Annotated in this window: 20 protein-coding genes and 1 other RNA gene; 8 read left to right on the top strand and 13 right to left on the bottom strand. The window is 70.7% G+C overall.

Annotated features, from left to right (window positions below; translation table 11 throughout):
- Positions 1–34: 34 nt before the first annotated feature.
- From PHZ_RS17740 to PHZ_RS17725, 5 genes are read right to left on the bottom strand one after another with little or no spacing between them, the layout of a single operon-like run.
- The gene (locus PHZ_RS17740; RefSeq protein WP_012523748.1) at positions 35–832 is read right to left on the bottom strand and encodes an inositol monophosphatase family protein; all 798 of its coding nucleotides are present in this window, start codon (positions 830–832) and stop codon (positions 35–37) included.
- 47 nt (positions 833–879) lie between these two features.
- Positions 880–1530, bottom strand: coding sequence for a thiamine phosphate synthase (gene thiE, locus PHZ_RS17735; protein WP_012523747.1), 651 nt, complete (start codon positions 1528–1530; stop codon positions 880–882).
- Positions 1531–1545: 15 nt separating this feature from the next.
- Positions 1546–1692, bottom strand: a complete 147-nt coding sequence (locus PHZ_RS22490) for a DUF2474 domain-containing protein (RefSeq protein ID WP_086004018.1) — start codon at positions 1690–1692, stop codon at positions 1546–1548.
- Positions 1676–2701 carry a cytochrome d ubiquinol oxidase subunit II gene (gene cydB, locus PHZ_RS17730; protein ID WP_012523746.1) on the bottom strand — a complete coding sequence of 342 codons (1026 nt, stop codon included), beginning with the start codon at positions 2699–2701 and terminating at the stop codon, positions 1676–1678. The genes PHZ_RS22490 and cydB overlap by 17 nt, the downstream gene beginning before the upstream one ends.
- Positions 2701–4101, bottom strand: a complete 1401-nt coding sequence (locus PHZ_RS17725) for a cytochrome ubiquinol oxidase subunit I (protein WP_012523745.1) — start codon at positions 4099–4101, stop codon at positions 2701–2703. Before PHZ_RS17725 ends, cydB begins: the two co-directional genes overlap by 1 nt.
- Positions 4102–4304: 203 nt before the next feature.
- Between PHZ_RS17725 and PHZ_RS17720 the strand changes: the two genes are divergently transcribed.
- Positions 4305–4490 (top strand): (2Fe-2S)-binding protein, encoded by a 186-nt coding sequence (locus PHZ_RS17720; protein WP_041373679.1) that lies wholly within the window; start codon positions 4305–4307, stop codon positions 4488–4490.
- Between the two features lie 109 nt (positions 4491–4599).
- The gene (gene bfr / locus PHZ_RS17715) at positions 4600–5085 is read left to right on the top strand and encodes a bacterioferritin (protein ID WP_012523743.1); all 486 of its coding nucleotides are present in this window, start codon (positions 4600–4602) and stop codon (positions 5083–5085) included.
- A gap of 3 nt (positions 5086–5088) precedes the next feature.
- Here the strand turns inward: bfr and PHZ_RS21900 are convergent, their stop codons facing one another.
- Entirely contained in the window at positions 5089–5625 is a 537-nt protein-coding gene (locus PHZ_RS21900) for a 2'-5' RNA ligase family protein (protein WP_012523742.1), read from the bottom strand.
- Between the two features lie 140 nt (positions 5626–5765).
- Entirely contained in the window at positions 5766–6014 is a 249-nt protein-coding gene (locus PHZ_RS17705; RefSeq protein ID WP_041373678.1) for a hypothetical protein, read from the bottom strand.
- Positions 6015–6105: 91 nt separating this feature from the next.
- Here PHZ_RS17705 and PHZ_RS17700 point away from each other — a divergent pair, with 91 nt between their 5' ends.
- Complete coding sequence (locus tag PHZ_RS17700) at positions 6106–6876, top strand: M48 family metallopeptidase (RefSeq protein WP_012523741.1); 771 nt, start codon at positions 6106–6108, stop codon at positions 6874–6876.
- Between the two features lie 73 nt (positions 6877–6949).
- Here the strand turns inward: PHZ_RS17700 and fba are convergent, their stop codons facing one another.
- From fba to tkt, 5 genes are all read right to left on the bottom strand, one after another.
- Entirely contained in the window at positions 6950–8035 is a 1086-nt protein-coding gene (gene fba, locus PHZ_RS17695) for a class II fructose-bisphosphate aldolase (RefSeq protein ID WP_012523740.1), read from the bottom strand.
- Positions 8036–8060: 25 nt separating this feature from the next.
- Positions 8061–9263, bottom strand: coding sequence for a phosphoglycerate kinase (locus PHZ_RS17690; RefSeq protein WP_012523739.1), 1203 nt, complete (start codon positions 9261–9263; stop codon positions 8061–8063).
- A 13-nt stretch (positions 9264–9276) separates the two neighbouring features.
- Positions 9277–10287, bottom strand: a complete 1011-nt coding sequence (gene gap, locus PHZ_RS17685; protein WP_012523738.1) for a type I glyceraldehyde-3-phosphate dehydrogenase — start codon at positions 10285–10287, stop codon at positions 9277–9279.
- 197 nt (positions 10288–10484) lie between these two features.
- The gene (gene purT, locus PHZ_RS17680) at positions 10485–11681 is read right to left on the bottom strand and encodes a formate-dependent phosphoribosylglycinamide formyltransferase (RefSeq protein ID WP_012523737.1); all 1197 of its coding nucleotides are present in this window, start codon (positions 11679–11681) and stop codon (positions 10485–10487) included.
- A gap of 4 nt (positions 11682–11685) precedes the next feature.
- Positions 11686–13656 (bottom strand): transketolase, encoded by a 1971-nt coding sequence (tkt, locus tag PHZ_RS17675; protein WP_012523736.1) that lies wholly within the window; start codon positions 13654–13656, stop codon positions 11686–11688.
- Positions 13657–13793: 137 nt separating this feature from the next.
- On the opposite strand from tkt, the gene PHZ_RS17670 reads away from it, so the two are divergent.
- A complete protein-coding gene (locus PHZ_RS17670; protein WP_041373677.1) occupies positions 13794–14072 on the top strand; it encodes a DUF4164 family protein in 279 nt (92 codons plus the stop codon).
- Between the two features lie 2 nt (positions 14073–14074).
- Entirely contained in the window at positions 14075–14410 is a 336-nt protein-coding gene (locus tag PHZ_RS17665; protein WP_012523735.1) for a cell division protein ZapA, read from the top strand.
- On the opposite strand, the gene PHZ_RS17660 is transcribed toward PHZ_RS17665, so the two are convergent.
- Positions 14407–15444: a fatty acid desaturase family protein gene (locus PHZ_RS17660; RefSeq protein WP_041373676.1), complete on the bottom strand. Its 1038-nt coding sequence runs from the start codon at positions 15442–15444 to the stop codon at positions 14407–14409. The two genes, PHZ_RS17665 and PHZ_RS17660, sit on opposite strands and share 4 nt — an antisense overlap.
- A 111-nt stretch (positions 15445–15555) precedes the next feature.
- Between PHZ_RS17660 and ssrS the strand changes: the two genes are divergently transcribed.
- The 3 genes from ssrS to PHZ_RS17650 all read left to right on the top strand — a co-directional run bounded on the left by ssrS (position 15556) and on the right by PHZ_RS17650 (position 17177).
- Positions 15556–15715: non-coding RNA, 6S RNA (gene ssrS / locus PHZ_RS22265), on the top strand.
- A gap of 44 nt (positions 15716–15759) precedes the next feature.
- The gene (locus tag PHZ_RS17655) at positions 15760–16341 is read left to right on the top strand and encodes a 5-formyltetrahydrofolate cyclo-ligase (protein ID WP_012523733.1); all 582 of its coding nucleotides are present in this window, start codon (positions 15760–15762) and stop codon (positions 16339–16341) included.
- Positions 16338–17177 (top strand): TIGR00282 family metallophosphoesterase, encoded by an 840-nt coding sequence (locus tag PHZ_RS17650; RefSeq protein ID WP_012523732.1) that lies wholly within the window; start codon positions 16338–16340, stop codon positions 17175–17177. The genes PHZ_RS17655 and PHZ_RS17650 overlap by 4 nt, the downstream gene beginning before the upstream one ends.
- The last annotated feature ends 5 nt before the right edge of the window (positions 17178–17182 follow it).

Here is a 17182-nt window from a genome sequence, read left to right as displayed (position 1 = left end):
ACCTTACCGGCTTCTGTGACGATTCCACCCGCCCTCAGCCGGCGGCGCGAAGGCGGTCCAGCAGCAGGGGATGAATGTCGAGGTTGCCGGCGACGATCGAGCCCTGCTTCAGCATGTCCGACCCGCCGTCGGCGTCGGTGACCTTGCCGCCGGCCTCGGTGACCATCAGCACGCCGGCCGCCAGGTCCCAGGCCTTCAGGTCGCGTTCCCAGTAGCCGTCGTAGCGGCCGGCCGCGACCCAGGCGAGGTCGAGGGCCGCCGAGCCGAACCGGCGCACGCCCGCCACCCGCTGGGTGACCTGGTGCAGCTCCTTCAGGAACCGCGCGTGCTGGCCGTGGCCCAGGAACGGGATGCCGGTCGCCAGGACGCATTCGTCCAGCCGCTGGCGGGCGGCGACGCGCAGGCGCTTGTCGTTGACGTAGCAGCCCTTGCCCTTCTCGGCCCAGAACAGCTCGTTCGTGGCGGGGTTGTAGGTCACCGCGGCCACGACGCCGGCGCCCTCGCGCTCCAGGGCGATGTTGATGGCGAAGTGCGGGATGGCGTGCAGGAAGTTCGTCGTCCCATCGAGCGGGTCGACGATCCAGGTGTGGGTCTTGTCGGTGCCCTCGATCATGCCGCGCTCTTCGCCCCAGAAGCTGTAGCCGGGGCGGGCCTTGGTCAGGGCCTCGAACAGCACCTGCTCGGCCTTCAGGTCGGCGGCGGAGACGAAGTCGGCGGGCGCCTTCTTGGCCACCTGCAGCTCGGCGATTTCGCCGAAATCACGGTTGAGCCCCCGCGCGGCCTTGCGCGCGGCGTCGCTCATCACTTTCAGGAGGGCCGATTGGGCGATCATGGGCGGCGGAACCTAGTGGTCGGACCTTCCCAAGGCAAGGCGCGCGCTCACGCGCGGTCCGCCAGGCCTTTGGCGATCTCGTCGTTGAGGGCCTTCACGGCGGCTGCGGGACCCTCGCCATGGCTCCAGACGCCGGCCGACACGGCCAGGAAATCGGCCCCGGCGGCGGCCAGCGCGCGGGCGTTCTCCACGGTGATCCCGCCGATGGCGACGCAGGGGGTCTCCATGGTCTCCTGCCAGATGGTCAGGATCTCGGGGTCGGCCCGGGTCTTCGGCTCCTTGGTGGCGGTGGGGTGGAAGGCCCCGAAGGCGACGTAGTCGGCGCCGGCCTCGGCCGCTTCCATGGCCAGGTGGCGGCTGTCGTGGCAGGTGACGCCGACGATCTTGTCCTTGCCCATGATCCTCCGCGCCTCGGCGTAGGGGGCGTCGTCCTGGCCGACGTGGACCCCGTCGCAGCCCAGGCGGGCCGCCAGGTCCGGCCGATCGTTCAGGATCACGGCCACCCCGCGGGCCTGGGCGATGGGGGCAAGGGCGTCCACCGCCGCGGCGACCACCTCGTCGGGCTGGTCCTTCAGGCGGATCTGCAGGGCCGCGACGTCGCCGGCGTCCAGGGCGTGGGCCAGCACGTGGCCGAACGCCGCCAGATCGTCGATCCGGGGCGGGGTGATCAGGTAAAGGCGGCAGAGCGGCTCGGCCATGGCCCGCCCTAGAGCCTACTTCAGGAGCGCTTTCAAGGCGTACGCGACGGCCGCGGTGGCCAGGAGGGTCCCGGCGGCCAGGCCGAAGAACCAGGCCAGGCGCTTCCATAGCGGCGGCAGCGGCGCGCCCGGTTCGGGCGGCGGCTCAATGATAGCCGGCATCGGCGCTGACCTTGCCGCGGAACACCCAGTAGACCCAGGCGGTGTAGCCCAGGATGAACGGCAGCAGGATCGCCACGCCCACCAGCATCAGCCCCAGCGCGTTGTCGGCGGACGCGGCCTGCCGGAAGGTCATGTCGTAGGGCACGATGTTGGGGAAGAAGCCCACCGCCAGCCCCAGGTAGCCGGACAGGAAGATCGCGAAGGCGCCCAGGAACGGCAGGCCGTGGGAGCGGCGGCGCAGACCCGCGGCGACCATGATGAGACCCGCGAGGCCCACCAGCGGGATGGCCAGCAGGGGCAGGATCTCGCCGGTGTTGATCCCGCCGTCCTGGAACCCCCACCGCTCGGCGATCCGCGGGTGCACCAGGAGGGTCGCGACGCTGACCACCGCCAGAAGGGCGGCCGTGGCGGCGGTCGAGAGCCAGGCCCAGCGGCGGGCGCGGCCGTGCAGTTCGTCCTCGGTCTTCCAGATCAGCCAGGTCGCGCCCAGCAGGGCGTAGCCGGCCAGCAGCCCCGCGGCGACCAGCAGGGTGTAGGGGGTCAGCCAGTCGAACGCGCCGCCGGCGAACTGGCCTTCGCGCAGGGTCACGCCCTGGATGAAGCCGCCCAGCACGAAGCCCTGGGCCAGGGTGGCGGCGATGGATCCGCCGGCGAAGGCCGCCGTCCAGAACCGCTTGCCGCGCCGGCGGCCGCGCAGCCGGAACTCGAACGCCACGCCCCGCAGGATCAGCGCCATCAGCATGATGAGGATCGGGATGTAGAGCGCCGGCATCAGGGCGCCGTAGGCAGCGGGGAAGGCCGCGAACAGGCCGCCGCCGCCCAACACCAGCCACGTCTCGTTGCCGTCCCAGACGGGGGCGACCGAGTCCATCATCGTGTCCCGCTCGGCCGGGGACCCCGCGAACGGGAACAGGATGCCGACGCCCAGGTCGAACCCGTCGAGCAGGACGTACATCAGCACCGCGATCGCGATGATCCCGGCCCAGATCAGCGGCAGGTCCAGGTCCATCACCGCGCCTCCGGATCGGGGGCCGCGCCCAGGGCGTAACCGGGCGGGCGGGGCTTCGTGGGCGGTTCGGTGTCCTCGGCCTCGGGCGGCTTCGGCCCCTCGGCGATCAGGCGCAGGATGTAGAGCGCGCCGACGCTGAACACGACCGCATAGACGACGATGAAGGCGAGCAGCGAGGCCGAGACGGGCCCCGCCGCGACCGGCGAGACCCCGTCGGCGGTGCGCAGCACGCCGTAGATGACATAGGGCTGGCGGCCTACCTCTGCGACGATCCAGCCGGCGATCACCGCGACGAAGCCGGCGGGCCCCATCGCCACGCAAGACCAGAGGAAGGGCCGGACCGTTTCGGGCCCACGCGTTCGCCAGATCAGCCAGGCGCCCCACAGGCCTAGGGCGATCATCGCCAGGCCCAGGCCCACCATCACCCGGAACGACCAGAAGACCAGGGCCACGGGCGGGCGATCTTCGGGCGGGAAGGCCTTCAGGCCCTTGATCTCGGCGGTGCTGTCGCCGGCCACGATCCAGCCGCCGACGCTGGGGATCGACAGCTCCCAGCGGTTGCCCTCGACGGCGCGGTCGGGCCAGGCGGCGATGTGGAACGGCTGGTCGGTGCGGGTCTCCCAGAACGCCTCGATGGCGGCGAGCTTGGCCGGCTGGACGCGAAGCACCTCCTTGCCCGAGAGGTCGCCGACGAAGAGCTGCAGCGGGGCGACGATGGCGAACATGCCGATGGCCATGCGCAGGGCGATGCGCGATTCCGGCTCGTCCGGCTGCTTGAGCAGCCGCCAGGCCGAGGCCGCGCCGACCACCAGCGAGGTGGTCAGGTATGCGGCGAACACCATGTGGGCGAACCGCTCGGGGAAGGTCGGCGAGAAGATCACCTGCCACCAGTCCACCGCGCGCAGGGTCCCGTCCGGCATGTGCTCGAAACCGGTCGGATGCTGCATCCAGCTGTTGGCCGAGATGATCCAGAAGGCTGAGATCAGCGTGCCGATGGCCACCATCAGCGTGGCGGTGAAGTGCAGGCCCGGCCCCACCTTGCGCCAGCCGAACAGCATCACGCCCAGGAAGCTGGCCTCGAGGAAGAAGGCGGTCAGCACCTCGAACGCCAGCAGCGGCCCGATCACCGGCGAGGCGATGGTCGAGAAGACGCTCCAGTTCGTGCCGAGCTGGTAGCTCATCACCACGCCCGAGACGACGCCCATCCCGAACGAGATCGCGAAGATCTTCACCCAGAAGAGATAGAGGGTCTTGAACGCCTCGTTCCGGGTCGTGAGCCAGAGTCCCTCCAGCACCGCCAGGAAGCTGGCCAGGCCGATGGTGAAGCTCGGAAAGATGATGTGGAAGGCGATCGTGAACGCGAACTGCAATCGCGACAGCAGCAGGGCGTCGAGTTCCATGCGTGGCCTCGCAGGCTCCTAGAGGGCGCGCCCCGGAGCGTTTCTCCCGTCCACTTGTTCAACGCCTGAACCTTCGCCTTGAACCTGTGACATCCCGTCGCACCCGCGGGCGATCCGTCGCAGGCTTATCGGCTGCGAATGACTTGCAAAAGCGTTCGCAGTCCGCTAGCTGTGGGATCGTAGATCAGGAGCGCCTGCGCCCCATGTACGTGTGCAACTGCAACGGCATCCGCGAACGCGAAGTCCGCGACGCGATCGCCGCGGGCGCCTCCCGCCCGGTCGAGATCTTCAAGGCTTGCGACGCCCGCCCGCAATGCGCGCGCTGCGTCTGCGACATGCGCGAGATGCTCGACCAGGAGCAGGACGCGCTGCGCTACGCGGCCGAATAGGGCCCCGCCGCGCGGTTCCGGGCGAGCGAAAATCACTTGCAAACATAGGCTTTGACAGGCCGGGCGCGTCGCCCGAGTTTCCGCGTTTCGTAGGACGAGGAGACTGGCCGTGCAGGGCGACAAGGCGATCATCCGGCTGCTGAACGCGGTGCTCACCAACGAGCTGACGGCGGTCAACCAGTACTATCTGCACGCCCGGATGTACGAGAACTGGGGCTTCGCGCGCCTCGGCAAGATCACCTACGAAGAGTCGATCGGCGAGATGAAGCACGCCGACAAGCTCATCAAGCGCATCCTCTTCTTGGACGGCCTGCCCAACCTGCAGGACCTGCACAAGCTGGCCATCGGCGAGAGCGTCGGCGAGGGCCTGGCCGCCGACCTGGCGCTGGAGGTTCGCGGCCGCACGACCGTGGTCGAGGGGATCAAGCAGTGCGAGGCCGCCGCCGACTTCGTCTCGCGCGAGGTGCTGGTCGAGATCCTCGAGGACACCGAGGAGCACATCGACTTCCTCGAAACCCAGCTTTCGCTGCTAAAGAGCCTGGGCGAGCAGAACTATCTGCAGAGCGCCATGGGCGAGCTGGGCGAGACCGAGTAGGCCTCAGCCGAACCAGTTCGCCTTGGCCAGCGGGGCGTCGGCCACCTTGCGGATGGTGTCGCCCGTCCGCCGCTCGACCTCCAGGCTCTCGATCTGGCCCTGGATGTCGATGTCGCCGCGGTTCAGCGCCGCCGCCAGCCGCCGCGCCTCCGCGTAGTCCGCCAGCGTCGCCACCGTGATGTGCGGGATGTAGGGGCGCTCGGGGTTCAGCGCGGCCTCCACGGGGCCGGTGTGCAGCGCCTCGTGCAGCCGCAGGATCGCGCCGAAGCCTTCGTCCGGCACGAGGAAGACGTGGAAGCGCGCCACGGTGGGCTCGGGCGCCACGAGGGCGGCGCGCAGGCGGAAGCGGATGCGGGGGATGTCCGCCGCCGCCGCACGGACGTGGGCGGCGAAGTCGTGCGCCGGCATCTCGGCTCCGGCGAAGACGAGCGTGAAGTACGGCGGTCCCCGGTTTCCGGCGCGGCGCGAGCGGATGTCGGTCAGCCAGGCCAGGTCCGGCTTCTCGAACTGGGGACGCGCGATGACCTCGAGCGACTCCATGGACGACTCCCGGCCGTCCGGGCCTGGACGGATGGCCCGGCCCATGGGCGGCGCACAAGCATAGTCCCCGCCGGGTTAACCGAAAGGCGCCCGCTCTGGGGCTCCTCTGGAACTCCTCCGGGGCTCCTCCGGGAGACCGTTCAGGGCGGCCCCTCGGGATCGACCCGGTCGTCATAGCCGTGCCGGGCCGAATAGAATGCCAGCCACATCAGGAAGCCGGCGAGCGCAGCGACCACCGCCGCCCCGCCCAGCACGTACGGCCAGACCGGCCCCAGGCTCGCCCACCCGCCGCCGAGCTGCGAGCCCTCGTAGAACGCCCAGCCGGCGAAGACCGCGAAGGCCGCGAGGCCGGCGAAGGTCAGTCCCAGGACGACGGCGTGCTTGCGCATGCCGCCACAACCTGCGGGCGCGAGCCGCTGTTCCTGTGCGCCCGCGGCGCAGCTGTGAGGCGTTTCGTGCATTATGCAGCCGGAGGAACACATGAGATTCATTCCGATCGCGGCGGCCGGCGCCGCCGGCGTCCTCGGCCTTGCCGCCTGCGCCTACAACGAGGACCTGGGCCGCAGCCAGTTCCTGCTGGTCAACGACGCCGCGCTCGCCCAGTCGGCGCAGCAGGCCTGGGCCCAGACCTTGGCCACCAGCAAGGTCTCCAACGACCGCGCGGCCCAGGCCAGGGTGCAGCGCGTCGCCGCCCGACTCGTCGAGGCCGCGGGCCTGGGCGACCGGTCCTGGGAGTACGTGGTCTTCGAAGACCCGCAGGCCAACGCCTTCGTGCTGCCGGGCGGCAAGATCGGCGTGAACACCGGCATGCTGTCCGTGGTCGAGAACGACGACCAGCTCGCCGCCGTGATCGGCCACGAACTGGCGCACAGCGTCGCCAACCACGCCGGCGAGCGCTACTCCCAGACCGCCGCGACCCAGCTCGCCCTCGGCATTGGCCAGTCGGCCCTGGGCGGCCGGGTCGGCGCCGAGACGGCAAAGCAGATCTCGGCCTTCGGCGGGGTCGGGGCCCAGCTCGGGGTGCTGCTGCCGTTCTCGCGGCGGCACGAGCTGGAGGCCGACCGCCTGGGGGTCGACTTCATGGCCCGCGCCGGCTACCGCCCCGCCGAGGCGGTGAAGCTCTGGCGCAACATGCAGGCCGCCAGCACCGGAGGCCGCCCGCCGCAGCTCCTGTCCACCCACCCTTCGGAAGCGACCCGGATCGCCGAGCTGGAGCGCTACATCGCCGGCATGCCCGCCCGGCCGCGGTGAAGCGGTCGGCCGCAACGGAAACGGCCGCGCCGGAGGTCCGACGCGGCCGTGATGACGGCGTTGGCTTGCGGCCTTACTCGGCGGCGACCTTGGTGAGGCCGATCTTCGGGGCGAGCTCGCCCGAGGCGTAGCGCTTGGCCATGGCCGACATCGGCAGCGGCTTGATCTTCGAGGCGTGGCCGGCGGTGCCGAACTCCTCGAAGCGCTGGACGCAGACCTTGCGCATGGCTTCCTTGGCGGGCTTCAGGTAGCCGCGCGGATCGAACTCGCCCGGCTTCTCGGCGAACACCTTCCGGATGGCGCCGGTGATCGCCATGCGGTTGTCGGTGTCGATGTTGATCTTGCGCACGCCGTGCTTGATGCCGCGCTGGATCTCCTCGATCGGCACGCCCCAGGTCTGGGGCATCTGGCCGCCGTACTGGTTGATGATGTCCTGCAGCTCCTGCGGCACGGACGAGGAGCCGTGCATGACGAGGTGGGTGTTCGGCAGGCGCTGGTGGATTTCCTCGATCACGTTCATCGCCAGCACCTCGCCGTCCGGCTTGCGCGTGAACTTGTAGGCGCCGTGGCTGGTGCCCATGGCGATGGCCAGGGCGTCGACCTCGGTGGCCTTCACGAACTCGACCGCCTGGTCGGGGTTGGTCAGCAGCTGGTCGTGGCCGAGCTTGCCCTCGAAGCCGTGGCCGTCTTCCTTCTCGCCCATGCCGGTCTCCAGCGACCCCAGCACGCCGAGCTCGCCCTCCACCGAGGCGCCGACCCAGTGGGCCATATCGACCACGGCGCGGGTGACGCGGACGTTGTAGTCGTAGTCGGCCGGCGTCTTGCCGTCCGCCATCAGCGAGCCGTCCATCATCACGCTGGTGAAGCCGTACTGGATGGCCGTGGCGCAGGTGGCTTCGTTGTTGCCGTGGTCCTGGTGCATGCAGATCGGGACGTGCGGGTACATCTCGGCCATGGCATCGATCAGGTGCTTCAGCACTATGTCGTTGGCGTACGACCGCGCGCCGCGCGAGGCCTGCATGATGACGGGCGAGTCGGTGGCCTCGGCGGCCTCCATGATCGCCAGCGCCTGCTCCATGTTGTTGATGTTGAAGGCCGGCACGCCGTAGCCGTGCTCGGCGGCGTGATCGAGAAGCTGTCGAAGCGTAATTCTAGCCATGGCCTAACCTACCACCCCGCTCTGTCTATTTTTGGGCCAGGGCCGCCACCCCGGGCAGCTCCTTGCCTTCCATCCATTCCAGGAACGCGCCGCCGGCGGTGGAGACGAAGGTGAAGTCCCCCGCCGCGTGGGCCGCGTTCAGGGCCGCCACGGTATCACCGCCGCCCGCCACCGCCACCAGCTTGCCGGCTTTGGCGAGGGAGGCGGCCTGCCGCGCAGCTTCAACGGTGGCCTTATCAAAGGGTTGCACCTCGAACACCCCCAGAGGGCCGTTCCAGATGAGGGTGCGGCATTCGGCCATGGCCTTCAGCAGCTCGGCCAGGGTGTCGGGGCCCACGTCGAAGATCTTCTCGTCGGCCGCGACGCCGCCGTCCTTGGCCAGCTGCACCGTGCGGGTCGGGACGCCCGGCGCCAGGTCCTTGGCCACCACCGCGTCCGAGGGCAGGATCAGCTTGCAGCCGCCGGCCTGCGCCTTGGCGATGATCTCGCGGGCGGTGTCGGCCATCTCCTTCTCGCAGAGCGAGCCGCCGATCTCGAATCCTTGCGCGTAGCGGAAGGTGTTGGCCATGCCGCCGCCGATGGCGAGATAGTCGAGCTTGCCGACCAGGTTGTTCAGCAGGTCGAGCTTGGTCGAGACCTTGGCGCCGCCGACGATGCCCAGCACCGGCCGCTGGGGATTGCCGAGGGCGGCGTCCAGCGCCTCCAGCTCGCGCCGCATCTGCTCGCCCGCGTAGGCCGGCAGCAGGCGGGCGAGGCCTTCCGTCGAGGCGTGCGCCCGGTGGGCGGCCGAGAAGGCGTCGTTGACGTAGAGGTCGCCGTTCGCGGCCAGGGCCCTGGCGAACTCCGGATCGTTCTTCTCCTCGCCCGCGTGGAAGCGGACGTTCTCCAGGAGGAGGACGTCGCCGTCCTTCAGGGCCGCGACGGCCTTGGCCGCATCCCCGCCCACGCAATCGTCGGCGAAGGCCACCGGCGCGCCGACCAGCTTCGCCAGCGGCTCCACCACCGGCTTCAGGCTCATCTCGGGCACGCGCTTGCCCTTGGGCCGGTCGAAGTGGGCCAGGAGGACGACCTTCGCGCCGCCCTTCCTGAGCTTGTCGATGGTCGGCAGCGCCGCGCGCAGGCGGGTGTCGTCCGACACGCGCCCGTCCTGCATCGGCACGTTGAAATCCACGCGCACCAGGGCGCGCCGGCCCTGGAGATCGGCGTCGTCGAGGGTGCGGAAAGCCATGGGATCCTGCGGCTTAGAGGAACTTCGCCATGTGGACGGCGGTGTCGCTCATCCGGGTCGAGAAGCCCCACTCGTTGTCGTACCAGGACAGGACGCGGCCGAGGCCGCCGTCGATCACCTGGGTCTGCGGCAGGGCCACCGTCGAGGACGCCGGGTTGTGGTTGAAGTCCATGGAGACCAGCGGCTCCTTGGTGACCGCCAGCACGCCCTTCAGCGCGCCGTTCGCGGCCGCTTCCAGGGCCGCGTTGATCTCCTCGACCGTCACCTTCTTGCCGGGGACGAACTTCAGGTCGACCACCGACACGTTCGGAGTCGGCACGCGGATCGAGCTGCCGTCCAGCTTGCCGGTCAGTTCGGGGATCACGAGGCCCAGGGCCTTGGCGGCGCCGGTCGAGGTCGGGATCATCGACATGGCCGCGGCGCGGGCGCGGTAGAGGTCCTTGTGCAGGGTGTCCAGGGTCGGCTGGTCGCCCGTGTACGAGTGGATCGTCGTCATGTAGCCGCGCTCGATGCCGCAGAGGTCCTGCAGGACCTTGGCCACGGGCGCGAGGCAGTTGGTGGTGCACGAGGCGTTGGAGATGACCAGGTCGTCCTTGGTCAGGGTCTCGTGGTTCACGCCGTAGACGATGGTCTTGTCGACGCCGTCGGCCGGGGCCGAAACGATCACCCGCTTGGCGCCGGCCTCCAGGTGGGCCGAGGCCTTGTCCTTCGAGGTGAAGATGCCGGTGCATTCCAGGGCGATGTCGACGCCCAGGTCCTTGTGCGGCAGCTCGGCCGGATTGCGCACCGCGGTCACCTTGATCGGGGCGTAGCCGGCGACCTCGATGGTGTCGCCCACGACCTTCACCTCGGCCGGGAAGCGGCCGTGCACGCTGTCGTAGCGCAGCAGGTGGGCGTTGGTCTCCACCGGGCCCAGGTCGTTGATCGCGACGACCTCGATGTCGCGGCGGCCATGCTCGACGATCGAGCGCAGGACCAGGCGGCCGATGCGACCGAAACCGTTGATGGCGACGCGGACGGGCATGCGTGGATCTCCTGAGTGCGGCGTATTGGCGCTGTGTGCCGGGCGTTCTTCTAGCCGGGGGGTGGGAAGTCAACCCCCCGGGCCGGAAAGGCCAGAACACGAATGGCGACAATGGATTGCCGGATGAATGGCGGGGGCGCCGGTCCCCTGACCAGCGCCGCCGTTTCAATGCCCAAAGGTCAAGCCTGTTCCCGCGGCTAACCTTTGATGGGACGGACCTTGCCGGCCGCCTCGCGGGCCCGGGCGCGGGCCTCGTCCACGTCGCCGCCCCTCGCCAGCGCCACGCCCATTCGGCGGCGCTCATAGGCCTCGGGCTTGCCGAACAGGCGAAGGTCGGCGTGGGGCACGGCCAGGGCCTCGGCGACGCCCTCGAAGGCGATCCCCTTGGCCTCCATGCCGCCGTAGATGACGGCGCTGGCGCCCGGCTCGCGCAGGGAGACGTCGGTGGGCAGCCCCAGGATCGCCCGCGCGTGCAGGGCGAACTCGCTGAAATGCTGGGCGGCCAGGGTGACGAGGCCCGTATCGTGCGGCCGCGGCGAGACCTCGGAGAACCAGACCTCGTCGCCCTTCACGAACAGCTCCACGCCGAAGATCCCCAGTCCGCCCAGGGCCTCGGTGACGGCCGCCGAGATCTCGCGGGCCCGGGCCAGCGCCGTCTCGGACATCGGCTGCGGCTGCCAGCTTTCGACGTAGTCGCCCTTGACCTGCCGGTGGCCGATCGGGGCGCAGAAGCTGGTCTCGACCTTGCCCTCCCGCAGGCTGCGGACGGTGAGCTGGGTGATCTCGAAGTCGAAGTCCACGCGGCCCTCGACGATCACCCGCGGCTGCTCCACCCGGCCGCCCTCAAGGGCGTAGCGCCAGGCGCCCGCGATCTCCTCGGGCCTCTCCACATAGGACTGGCCCTTGCCGGACGAGCTCATCACCGGCTTCACGAAGCAGGGAAAGCCGGTCACCTCGGCCGCGGCCCTGGCCAGCTCGGCCTCGGAACCTGCGAAGGCGTAGGCGCTGGTGGGCAGCCCCAGCTCCTCGGCGGCCAGCCGGCGGATGCCCTCGCGGTTCATGGTCAGCTGGGCGGCGCGGGCGGTGGGGATGACGCTCGCCAGCCCCTCGGCCTCGATGCGGACCAGCTCGTCGGTGGCGATCGCCTCGATCTCGGGGACCACCAGGTGCGGCCGCTCGGCCTCGATCACGCGCCGCAGGGCCGCGGGGTCGGTCATCGTCACCACGTGGCTGCGATGGGCCACCTGCATCGCCGGCGCGTCGGCGTAGCGGTCGACGGCGATCACCTCGCAGCCCAGCCGCTGCAGCTCGATGGCCACCTCCTTGCCGAGCTCGCCCGAGCCCAGCAGCATCACCCGGACCGCGGTCGGCGAGAGCGGCGTGCCGAGACGCATCGTCCTACAGCTTCGCCTTGGCCGCCGCCGCCACGGCCTCGGCCGTGATGCCGAAGTGCTTGTAGAGCGCCTTGTCCGGAGCGCTGGCGCCGAAGCCTTCCATGCCCACGAACACCCCGTCCGAGCCGATGAAGCGGTCCCAGCCCATGCGCACGCCGGCCTCGACCGCCACCCGCACGTCGGTCTCGCCGATCAGGGTCTCCTGGTAGTCCCGGGGCTGGGCCTCGAAGAGCTCGAAGCAGGGGACCGAGACGACGCGGGCGCCGATCCCTTCGGCCTCCAGCAGGTCCCGGGCCGCGAGCGCCACGGGCACTTCCGTGCCGCTGGCGAAGATCGTCACCAGCGCCGGCTTGGTGGCGGCGGCGAGCTGGTAGGCCCCGCGCGCCGACAGGTTCTCGCCGATCGGCTGGGTGCGGACGGCGGCGGTCTTCTGGCGCGACAGGGCCAGCACCGAGGGCGTCGCCTTGGCGTCCAGGGCCAGCTTCCAGCACTCGGCGGTCTCCACCGCGTCGGCGGGGCGGAACACGTTGACGTTCGGCATGGCGCGCAGGGACGCCAGGTGCTCGACCGGCTGGTGGGTCGGGCCATCCTCGCCGAGGCCGATGGAATCGTGGGTGCCGACGTGGATCACCCGGATGCCCATCAGTGCGGCCAGTCGGATCGCCGGGCGGCTGTAGTCGGTGAAGACCAGGAACGTCCCGCCGTAGGGGATGACGCCCCCGTGCAGGGCCAGGCCGTTCATGGCGGCGGCCATGCCGAACTCGCGCACGCCATAGTTCACGTAGCGGCCGGCGTAGTCGGGCGCGTCCAGGATCGGGGTGTTCTTGACGAAGGTGTTGTTCGAGCCGGTCAGGTCGGCCGAGCCGCCCACCAGTTCGGGGATTTCGCCGAAGATCTTCTCCAGCACCGCGCCGGAGTGCTGGCGGGTGGCGGCGGCCGGCGCCTTGGCCTCGGCGTCGGCGATGAACTGGTCGAGGGCGGCGAAGGCGGTCTTGGGCAGCTCGCCCGCCATGGCCCGCTCGAACTCGCCGCGCAGGGTCGAGGCGGCGAGGCGCGCCTCCCAGGCCTTGCGGACCTTGGCGCCGCGGCGGCCGGCCGAACGCCAGGCGCGCGCGATCTCGTCCGGCACCACGAAGGGTTCGTGCGGCCAGCCGAGGTTCTCGCGGGTCTTGACGACCTCGTCCTTGCCCAGGGCCTTGCCGTGCACGTCGTGGGTGCCGGCGAAGGTGGGCGAGCCCTTGCCGATGATCGTCTTGCAGGCGATCAGGCTGGGGCGGTCCTGCCTGGTCGCCCAGGCCAGCGCGCGGCGGATCTGGCCGAAGTCGTGGCCGTCGATGCGCTTCACGGCCCAGCCGGCCGCCTTGAAGCGGGCCAGCTGATCGGTGGCGTCGGACAGGCCCACGTGGCCGTCGATGGTGATGTCGTTGTCGTCCCAGAGCACCGTCAGCTTGGCGAGCTTAAGCCGGCCGGCCAGGCTGATGGCCTCGTGGCTCACGCCCTCCATCAGGCAGCCGTCGCCGGCCAGCACCCAGGTGCGGTGATCGACCAGGTCGCCGCCGAAGCGGGCGGCCAGGTGCCGCTCGGCCATCGCCATGCCGACGGCGGTGGCCAGGCCCTGGCCCAGCGGGCCGGTGGTGGTCTCGACGCCGGGCGTGTGGCCGTACTCGGGGTGGCCCGGAGTGTTCGAGCCGAGCTGGCGGAAGTTCCGCAGGCTGTCGAGGGTGACCGCCTTCACGCCCGACAGGTGCAGCAGGCTGTAGAGCAGCATCGAGCCGTGGCCGGCCGACAGCACGAAGCGGTCGCGGTCGGCCCAGTCGGGGCGGGCGGCGTCGTACTTCAGGAACTTCGTCCAGAGCACCGCGGCGACGTCGGCCATGCCCATCGGCATGCCGGGGTGGCCGGAGTTGGCCTGCTCGACGGCGTCCATCGAGAGTACGCGGATGGCGTCGGCCATGGTGTTGAGCGGCGCGGGCATGGGTCCTTGCGAGTCGTTAACGGCGGGGGCTGCGGGCGCGCCCTCGCACGTAGGGGCGCGGGGGTCAAGAAAAGGGCCGATTCACATTGGAGACGACGCGCTTTAGAAGAGGCTCGTAAGCCTTTGGGGAGTCACGCATGAACCCGGGCGAGAGCGCACTGGATCTGGCGGCCAAGCGGTTGGAGCGCGCCGTCCACGTGTTGGAGCAGCGGCTGGCGGAGAAACTGCGGCAGGCGGGGGCCGAGGCCGGCGGCCTGTTCGACCAGGACCGCGCCAACCTCGCCGCCGAGCTCGACCGCGCCAAGGCTCGCGAACGCGAGCTGGAGGAGGCGGGCGCCCAGGCGTCCGAGGCGCTCGGTCGCGCCATCGAAGAGATCAAGGCCGCCCTGAACGGTCAGGCCGCGGGAGATCGATAGCCATGGCCCAGGTGAGCATCGAGGTGAACGGCCGTCCCTATGCGGTCGGCTGCGAGGACGGCCAGGAGCACCACCTGCAGGAGCTGGGCCGCATGTTCGACCAGCAGGTCCGCCATGTCTCCGCCGACATGGGCCAGCTGGGCGACACCCGCCTGTTCCTGATGGGCGCCCTGCTGCTGGCGGACGAACTGGCCGACGCCAGGAACCGTCTCGCCGCGCTGCAGGTCGAGGTCGGCAAGCTGCAGGCCGACCGCTCGCGGCTGGAGACCCGCGCCGTCGCCGCGCTGGAGACCGCGGCCCGCCGCATCGAGAAGCTGGCGAGCGACGAGGCCGCCTAGGCCCGGCGCGCCTTCCGGGCCAGCTTGGCCAGGGCCGGGACCAGCTCGGCCTCCTCCACGCGACGGTAGGGGCTGGTCGCCGGGACCTCGGCCACAAGCCGCCGATGGGCCTTGCCGAGGTTGTGGTAGGGCATCCGGGGCAGCAGGTGGTGCAGGGCGTGGTAGCGCAGGCCCACGGGCGCCCAGAGGAACGGCAGCAGCGCGGGCGGCGGCACGTTGACGCTGTCCAGGAACTGGCCCTCGAAGCTCATCTTCGAGCCGTCGTTCTCCCAGTAGTGCGCCACCGCCGTGCGGAGCTGGTTCACCAGGGCGAAGACGGCGTAGACCGCCACCGCGGTCAGGATCGCCCGGAGCGGAATGACGCCCGCGGCGGTCAGGCCGATCACCGTCCAGCTCCACAGCCAGCAGGCGATCTCCTGGGCCAGCCACGGCGCCCTGCCGGCCCGGTCGAGGTCCTCGCGGGAAAAGGCGGTGTTGATGGTCATGGCCGAGGTCTTGGCGATCACCCAGCGGCGCAGCGCCGGGACCAGGAACGAGACCGGCGCCAGCACGGCGAACCGCAGGATCACGCCCACCGGCGCGAGGAGGGCGATCAGCACGAAGCCCAGGAGGCTGGAGAGCGGCAGGCGCGCCAGCGGCATGTACTCGGGATCGCGCGTCGTGCCGTAGCGGTCCTTGGCGTGGTGCAGCATGTGCACGCCCTCGTACAGCAGCGAGGGGGTCAGGAAGGGCACGCCGATCAGCAGGTTCCAGCCGAAGTGGAAGCCCGGCAGTTCGTCGCGCCGCTGGTGCGTCAGCTCGTGGATGAAGCTGACGCCGCGGTAGAGCGCCAGGACGCAGACGGCGGCGGCCGCCAGGGCCCACGGCGGGCTCGCCGTCGCGGCGATCCAGAGGCTGAGCCAGGTGACGGCCGCGGTGGCGACGAGGTCCAGCCAGTAAATCCGCGGGTTCGGCCGCATCAGGTCGCGCGTCAGGTCGTTGGCCAGGCGGGCCAGGGACGGCGAGGCGGCGGCGGAGGCGAGCGTTTCGGTCACAGCGGCAGACTTAGTGATGCGGCCGGCGGCCCCCAAGCGAAATTCCGCGCCCGCGCGCACCGGCCGCGCTTGAGGCCGGGGGGCGGGCGCACTACCTTCCCTCTCCGGCGGGTCCTGCTGCGGCTCGCGTCGAAGGCGACATATCCCAGCGACCTTAATTCACTCGAAGGGAGCTGTCCCTGCCCGGGGCCGTGGTCTCGGGTATACGGCGCCCACCTGGTACGCCAGGTCGAGGGGATTTACGGACCTTCACGGCTCACGCGGCGCCGCCACCTTCTTTTCCGCTGCCGGGCGGCTTTCCGCTATAGAGCGGGGGTGGAGACGAACCTCGACAAGACCGCCCTGCGCAAGCGCCTGCGAAGCCGGCGGCGGACGCTCGCGGCCGAGCGGCGGGACGCGGGCGAGCAAGCCGCCGCCCGCCTGCCGCTGGAGGCGCTGCCGCCCTTCGACAGCTTCGCGGTGTACCGGCCGCTGGGCTCGGAGATCGACCCCGGCCCTCTCCTGGCCCGCCTGCTGGACACCGGGGCCGAGCCCGCGCTGCCCACCGCGATCGCCCGGGACCAGCCGCTGGAGTTCCGCCTGTGGGACAGCCGCACGCCGCTGCAGCTGGACGCCCTCGGCATCCCCGCCCCGCCCGCCTGGGCCGACACGGTGGAGCCGGACCTGGTGGTCTGCCCGCTGCTCGCCTTCGACCGCCGGGGCGGGCGCCTGGGCCAGGGCGCCGGCCACTACGACCGGACGCTGTCGAACCTTCGCGCCACCAAGCCGGTTTTCGTCCTGGGCCTGGCGTTCGCCGGGCAGGAGCTGGACGAGATCCCGATGGAGCCGCACGACCAGAGGCTCGACGCCATTCTGACCGAGACGGATTTCATCTCCGTCGCTAGAGACACCCGATGAGATTCGCCTTCTTCGGAGACGTGGTGGGGCGGTCGGGCCGCGAAGGACTGGCCTCGCACCTGCCCAGCCTGAAGCGCCAGCTCCAGCTCGACTTCGTCATCGTCAACGCCGAGAACGCCGCCGCCGGCTTCGGCATCACCGAGGCCACGGCGAACGAGCTGTTCGACGCCGGCGCCGACTGCCTGACGCTCGGCAACCACTCCTGGGATCAGAAGGAGGCGCTGACCTACATCGTCCGCGAGCCCCGGCTGATCCGCCCGCTCAACTACCCGCCCATGGCCCAGGCGCCAGGGCGCGGCGCGCAGCTGTTCGACACGCCCTCGGGCCAGCGCATCCTGGTCGTGAACCTGCTGGGCCGCGTCTACATGGACCCGCTGGACGACCCCTTCGCCGCCGTGGACCGCGAGCTGGAAGCCTGCCCGCTGGGCGCCGTCGCCGACGCCGTGGTCGTCGACATGCACGCCGAGGTCAGCTCCGAGAAGATGGCCATGGGCCATTTCTGCGACGGGCGGGCCAGCCTCGTGGTGGGCACCCACACCCACGTGCCGACCGCCGACGCCCAGATCCTGCCGGGCGGCACCGCCTATCAGACCGACGCCGGCGCCTGCGCCGACTACGACAGCGTGATCGGCAACCAGAAGGAGGAGCCGCTGCGGCGGTTCACCACCAAGATCTCGGGCGGCCGCTACAAGCCCGCCGAGGGGCCGGCCACCGTCTGCGGCGTGTTCGTCGAAACCGACGCCAGGACCGGCCTCGCCCGCCGCATCGAGCCGATCCGCGTGGGCGGGCGCCTGAAGCCGACGGTGCCGAGCCTGGAGGTCGTGGCGGCCGACTAGGACCG

Origin of the sequence: Phenylobacterium zucineum HLK1 (assembly GCF_000017265.1) — a bacterium.
In the GTDB taxonomy this organism is placed as follows: Bacteria; Pseudomonadota; Alphaproteobacteria; order Caulobacterales; family Caulobacteraceae; genus Phenylobacterium; species Phenylobacterium zucineum.
The sequence above is the reverse complement of the archived record's forward strand: the minus strand, read 5'-3'. Positions and strand labels throughout refer to the sequence as shown.

Excerpts from the sequence above, each read along its gene's own strand:
- PHZ_RS17740 (WP_012523748.1), bottom strand. The coding sequence starts at position 832 with ATGATCGCCCAATCGGCCCTCCTGAAAGTGATGAGCGACGCCGCGCGC.
- thiE (WP_012523747.1), bottom strand. The coding sequence starts at position 1,530 with ATGGCCGAGCCGCTCTGCCGCCTTTACCTGATCACCCCGCCCCGGATC.
- PHZ_RS22490 (WP_086004018.1), bottom strand. The coding sequence starts at position 1,692 with ATGCCGGCTATCATTGAGCCGCCGCCCGAACCGGGCGCGCCGCTGCCG.
- cydB (WP_012523746.1), bottom strand. The coding sequence starts at position 2,701 with ATGGACCTGGACCTGCCGCTGATCTGGGCCGGGATCATCGCGATCGCG.
- PHZ_RS17725 (WP_012523745.1), bottom strand. The coding sequence starts at position 4,101 with ATGGAACTCGACGCCCTGCTGCTGTCGCGATTGCAGTTCGCGTTCACG.
- PHZ_RS17720 (WP_041373679.1), top strand. The coding sequence starts at position 4,305 with ATGTACGTGTGCAACTGCAACGGCATCCGCGAACGCGAAGTCCGCGAC.
- PHZ_RS21900 (WP_012523742.1), bottom strand. The coding sequence starts at position 5,625 with ATGGAGTCGCTCGAGGTCATCGCGCGTCCCCAGTTCGAGAAGCCGGAC.
- PHZ_RS17705 (WP_041373678.1), bottom strand. The coding sequence starts at position 6,014 with ATGCGCAAGCACGCCGTCGTCCTGGGACTGACCTTCGCCGGCCTCGCG.
- PHZ_RS17700 (WP_012523741.1), top strand. The coding sequence starts at position 6,106 with ATGAGATTCATTCCGATCGCGGCGGCCGGCGCCGCCGGCGTCCTCGGC.
- fba (WP_012523740.1), bottom strand. The coding sequence starts at position 8,035 with ATGGCTAGAATTACGCTTCGACAGCTTCTCGATCACGCCGCCGAGCAC.
- PHZ_RS17690 (WP_012523739.1), bottom strand. The coding sequence starts at position 9,263 with ATGGCTTTCCGCACCCTCGACGACGCCGATCTCCAGGGCCGGCGCGCC.
- gap (WP_012523738.1), bottom strand. The coding sequence starts at position 10,287 with ATGCCCGTCCGCGTCGCCATCAACGGTTTCGGTCGCATCGGCCGCCTG.
- purT (WP_012523737.1), bottom strand. The coding sequence starts at position 11,681 with ATGCGTCTCGGCACGCCGCTCTCGCCGACCGCGGTCCGGGTGATGCTG.
- tkt (WP_012523736.1), bottom strand. The coding sequence starts at position 13,656 with ATGCCCGCGCCGCTCAACACCATGGCCGACGCCATCCGCGTACTCTCG.
- PHZ_RS17670 (WP_041373677.1), top strand. The coding sequence starts at position 13,794 with ATGAACCCGGGCGAGAGCGCACTGGATCTGGCGGCCAAGCGGTTGGAG.
- PHZ_RS17665 (WP_012523735.1), top strand. The coding sequence starts at position 14,075 with ATGGCCCAGGTGAGCATCGAGGTGAACGGCCGTCCCTATGCGGTCGGC.
- PHZ_RS17650 (WP_012523732.1), top strand. The coding sequence starts at position 16,338 with ATGAGATTCGCCTTCTTCGGAGACGTGGTGGGGCGGTCGGGCCGCGAA.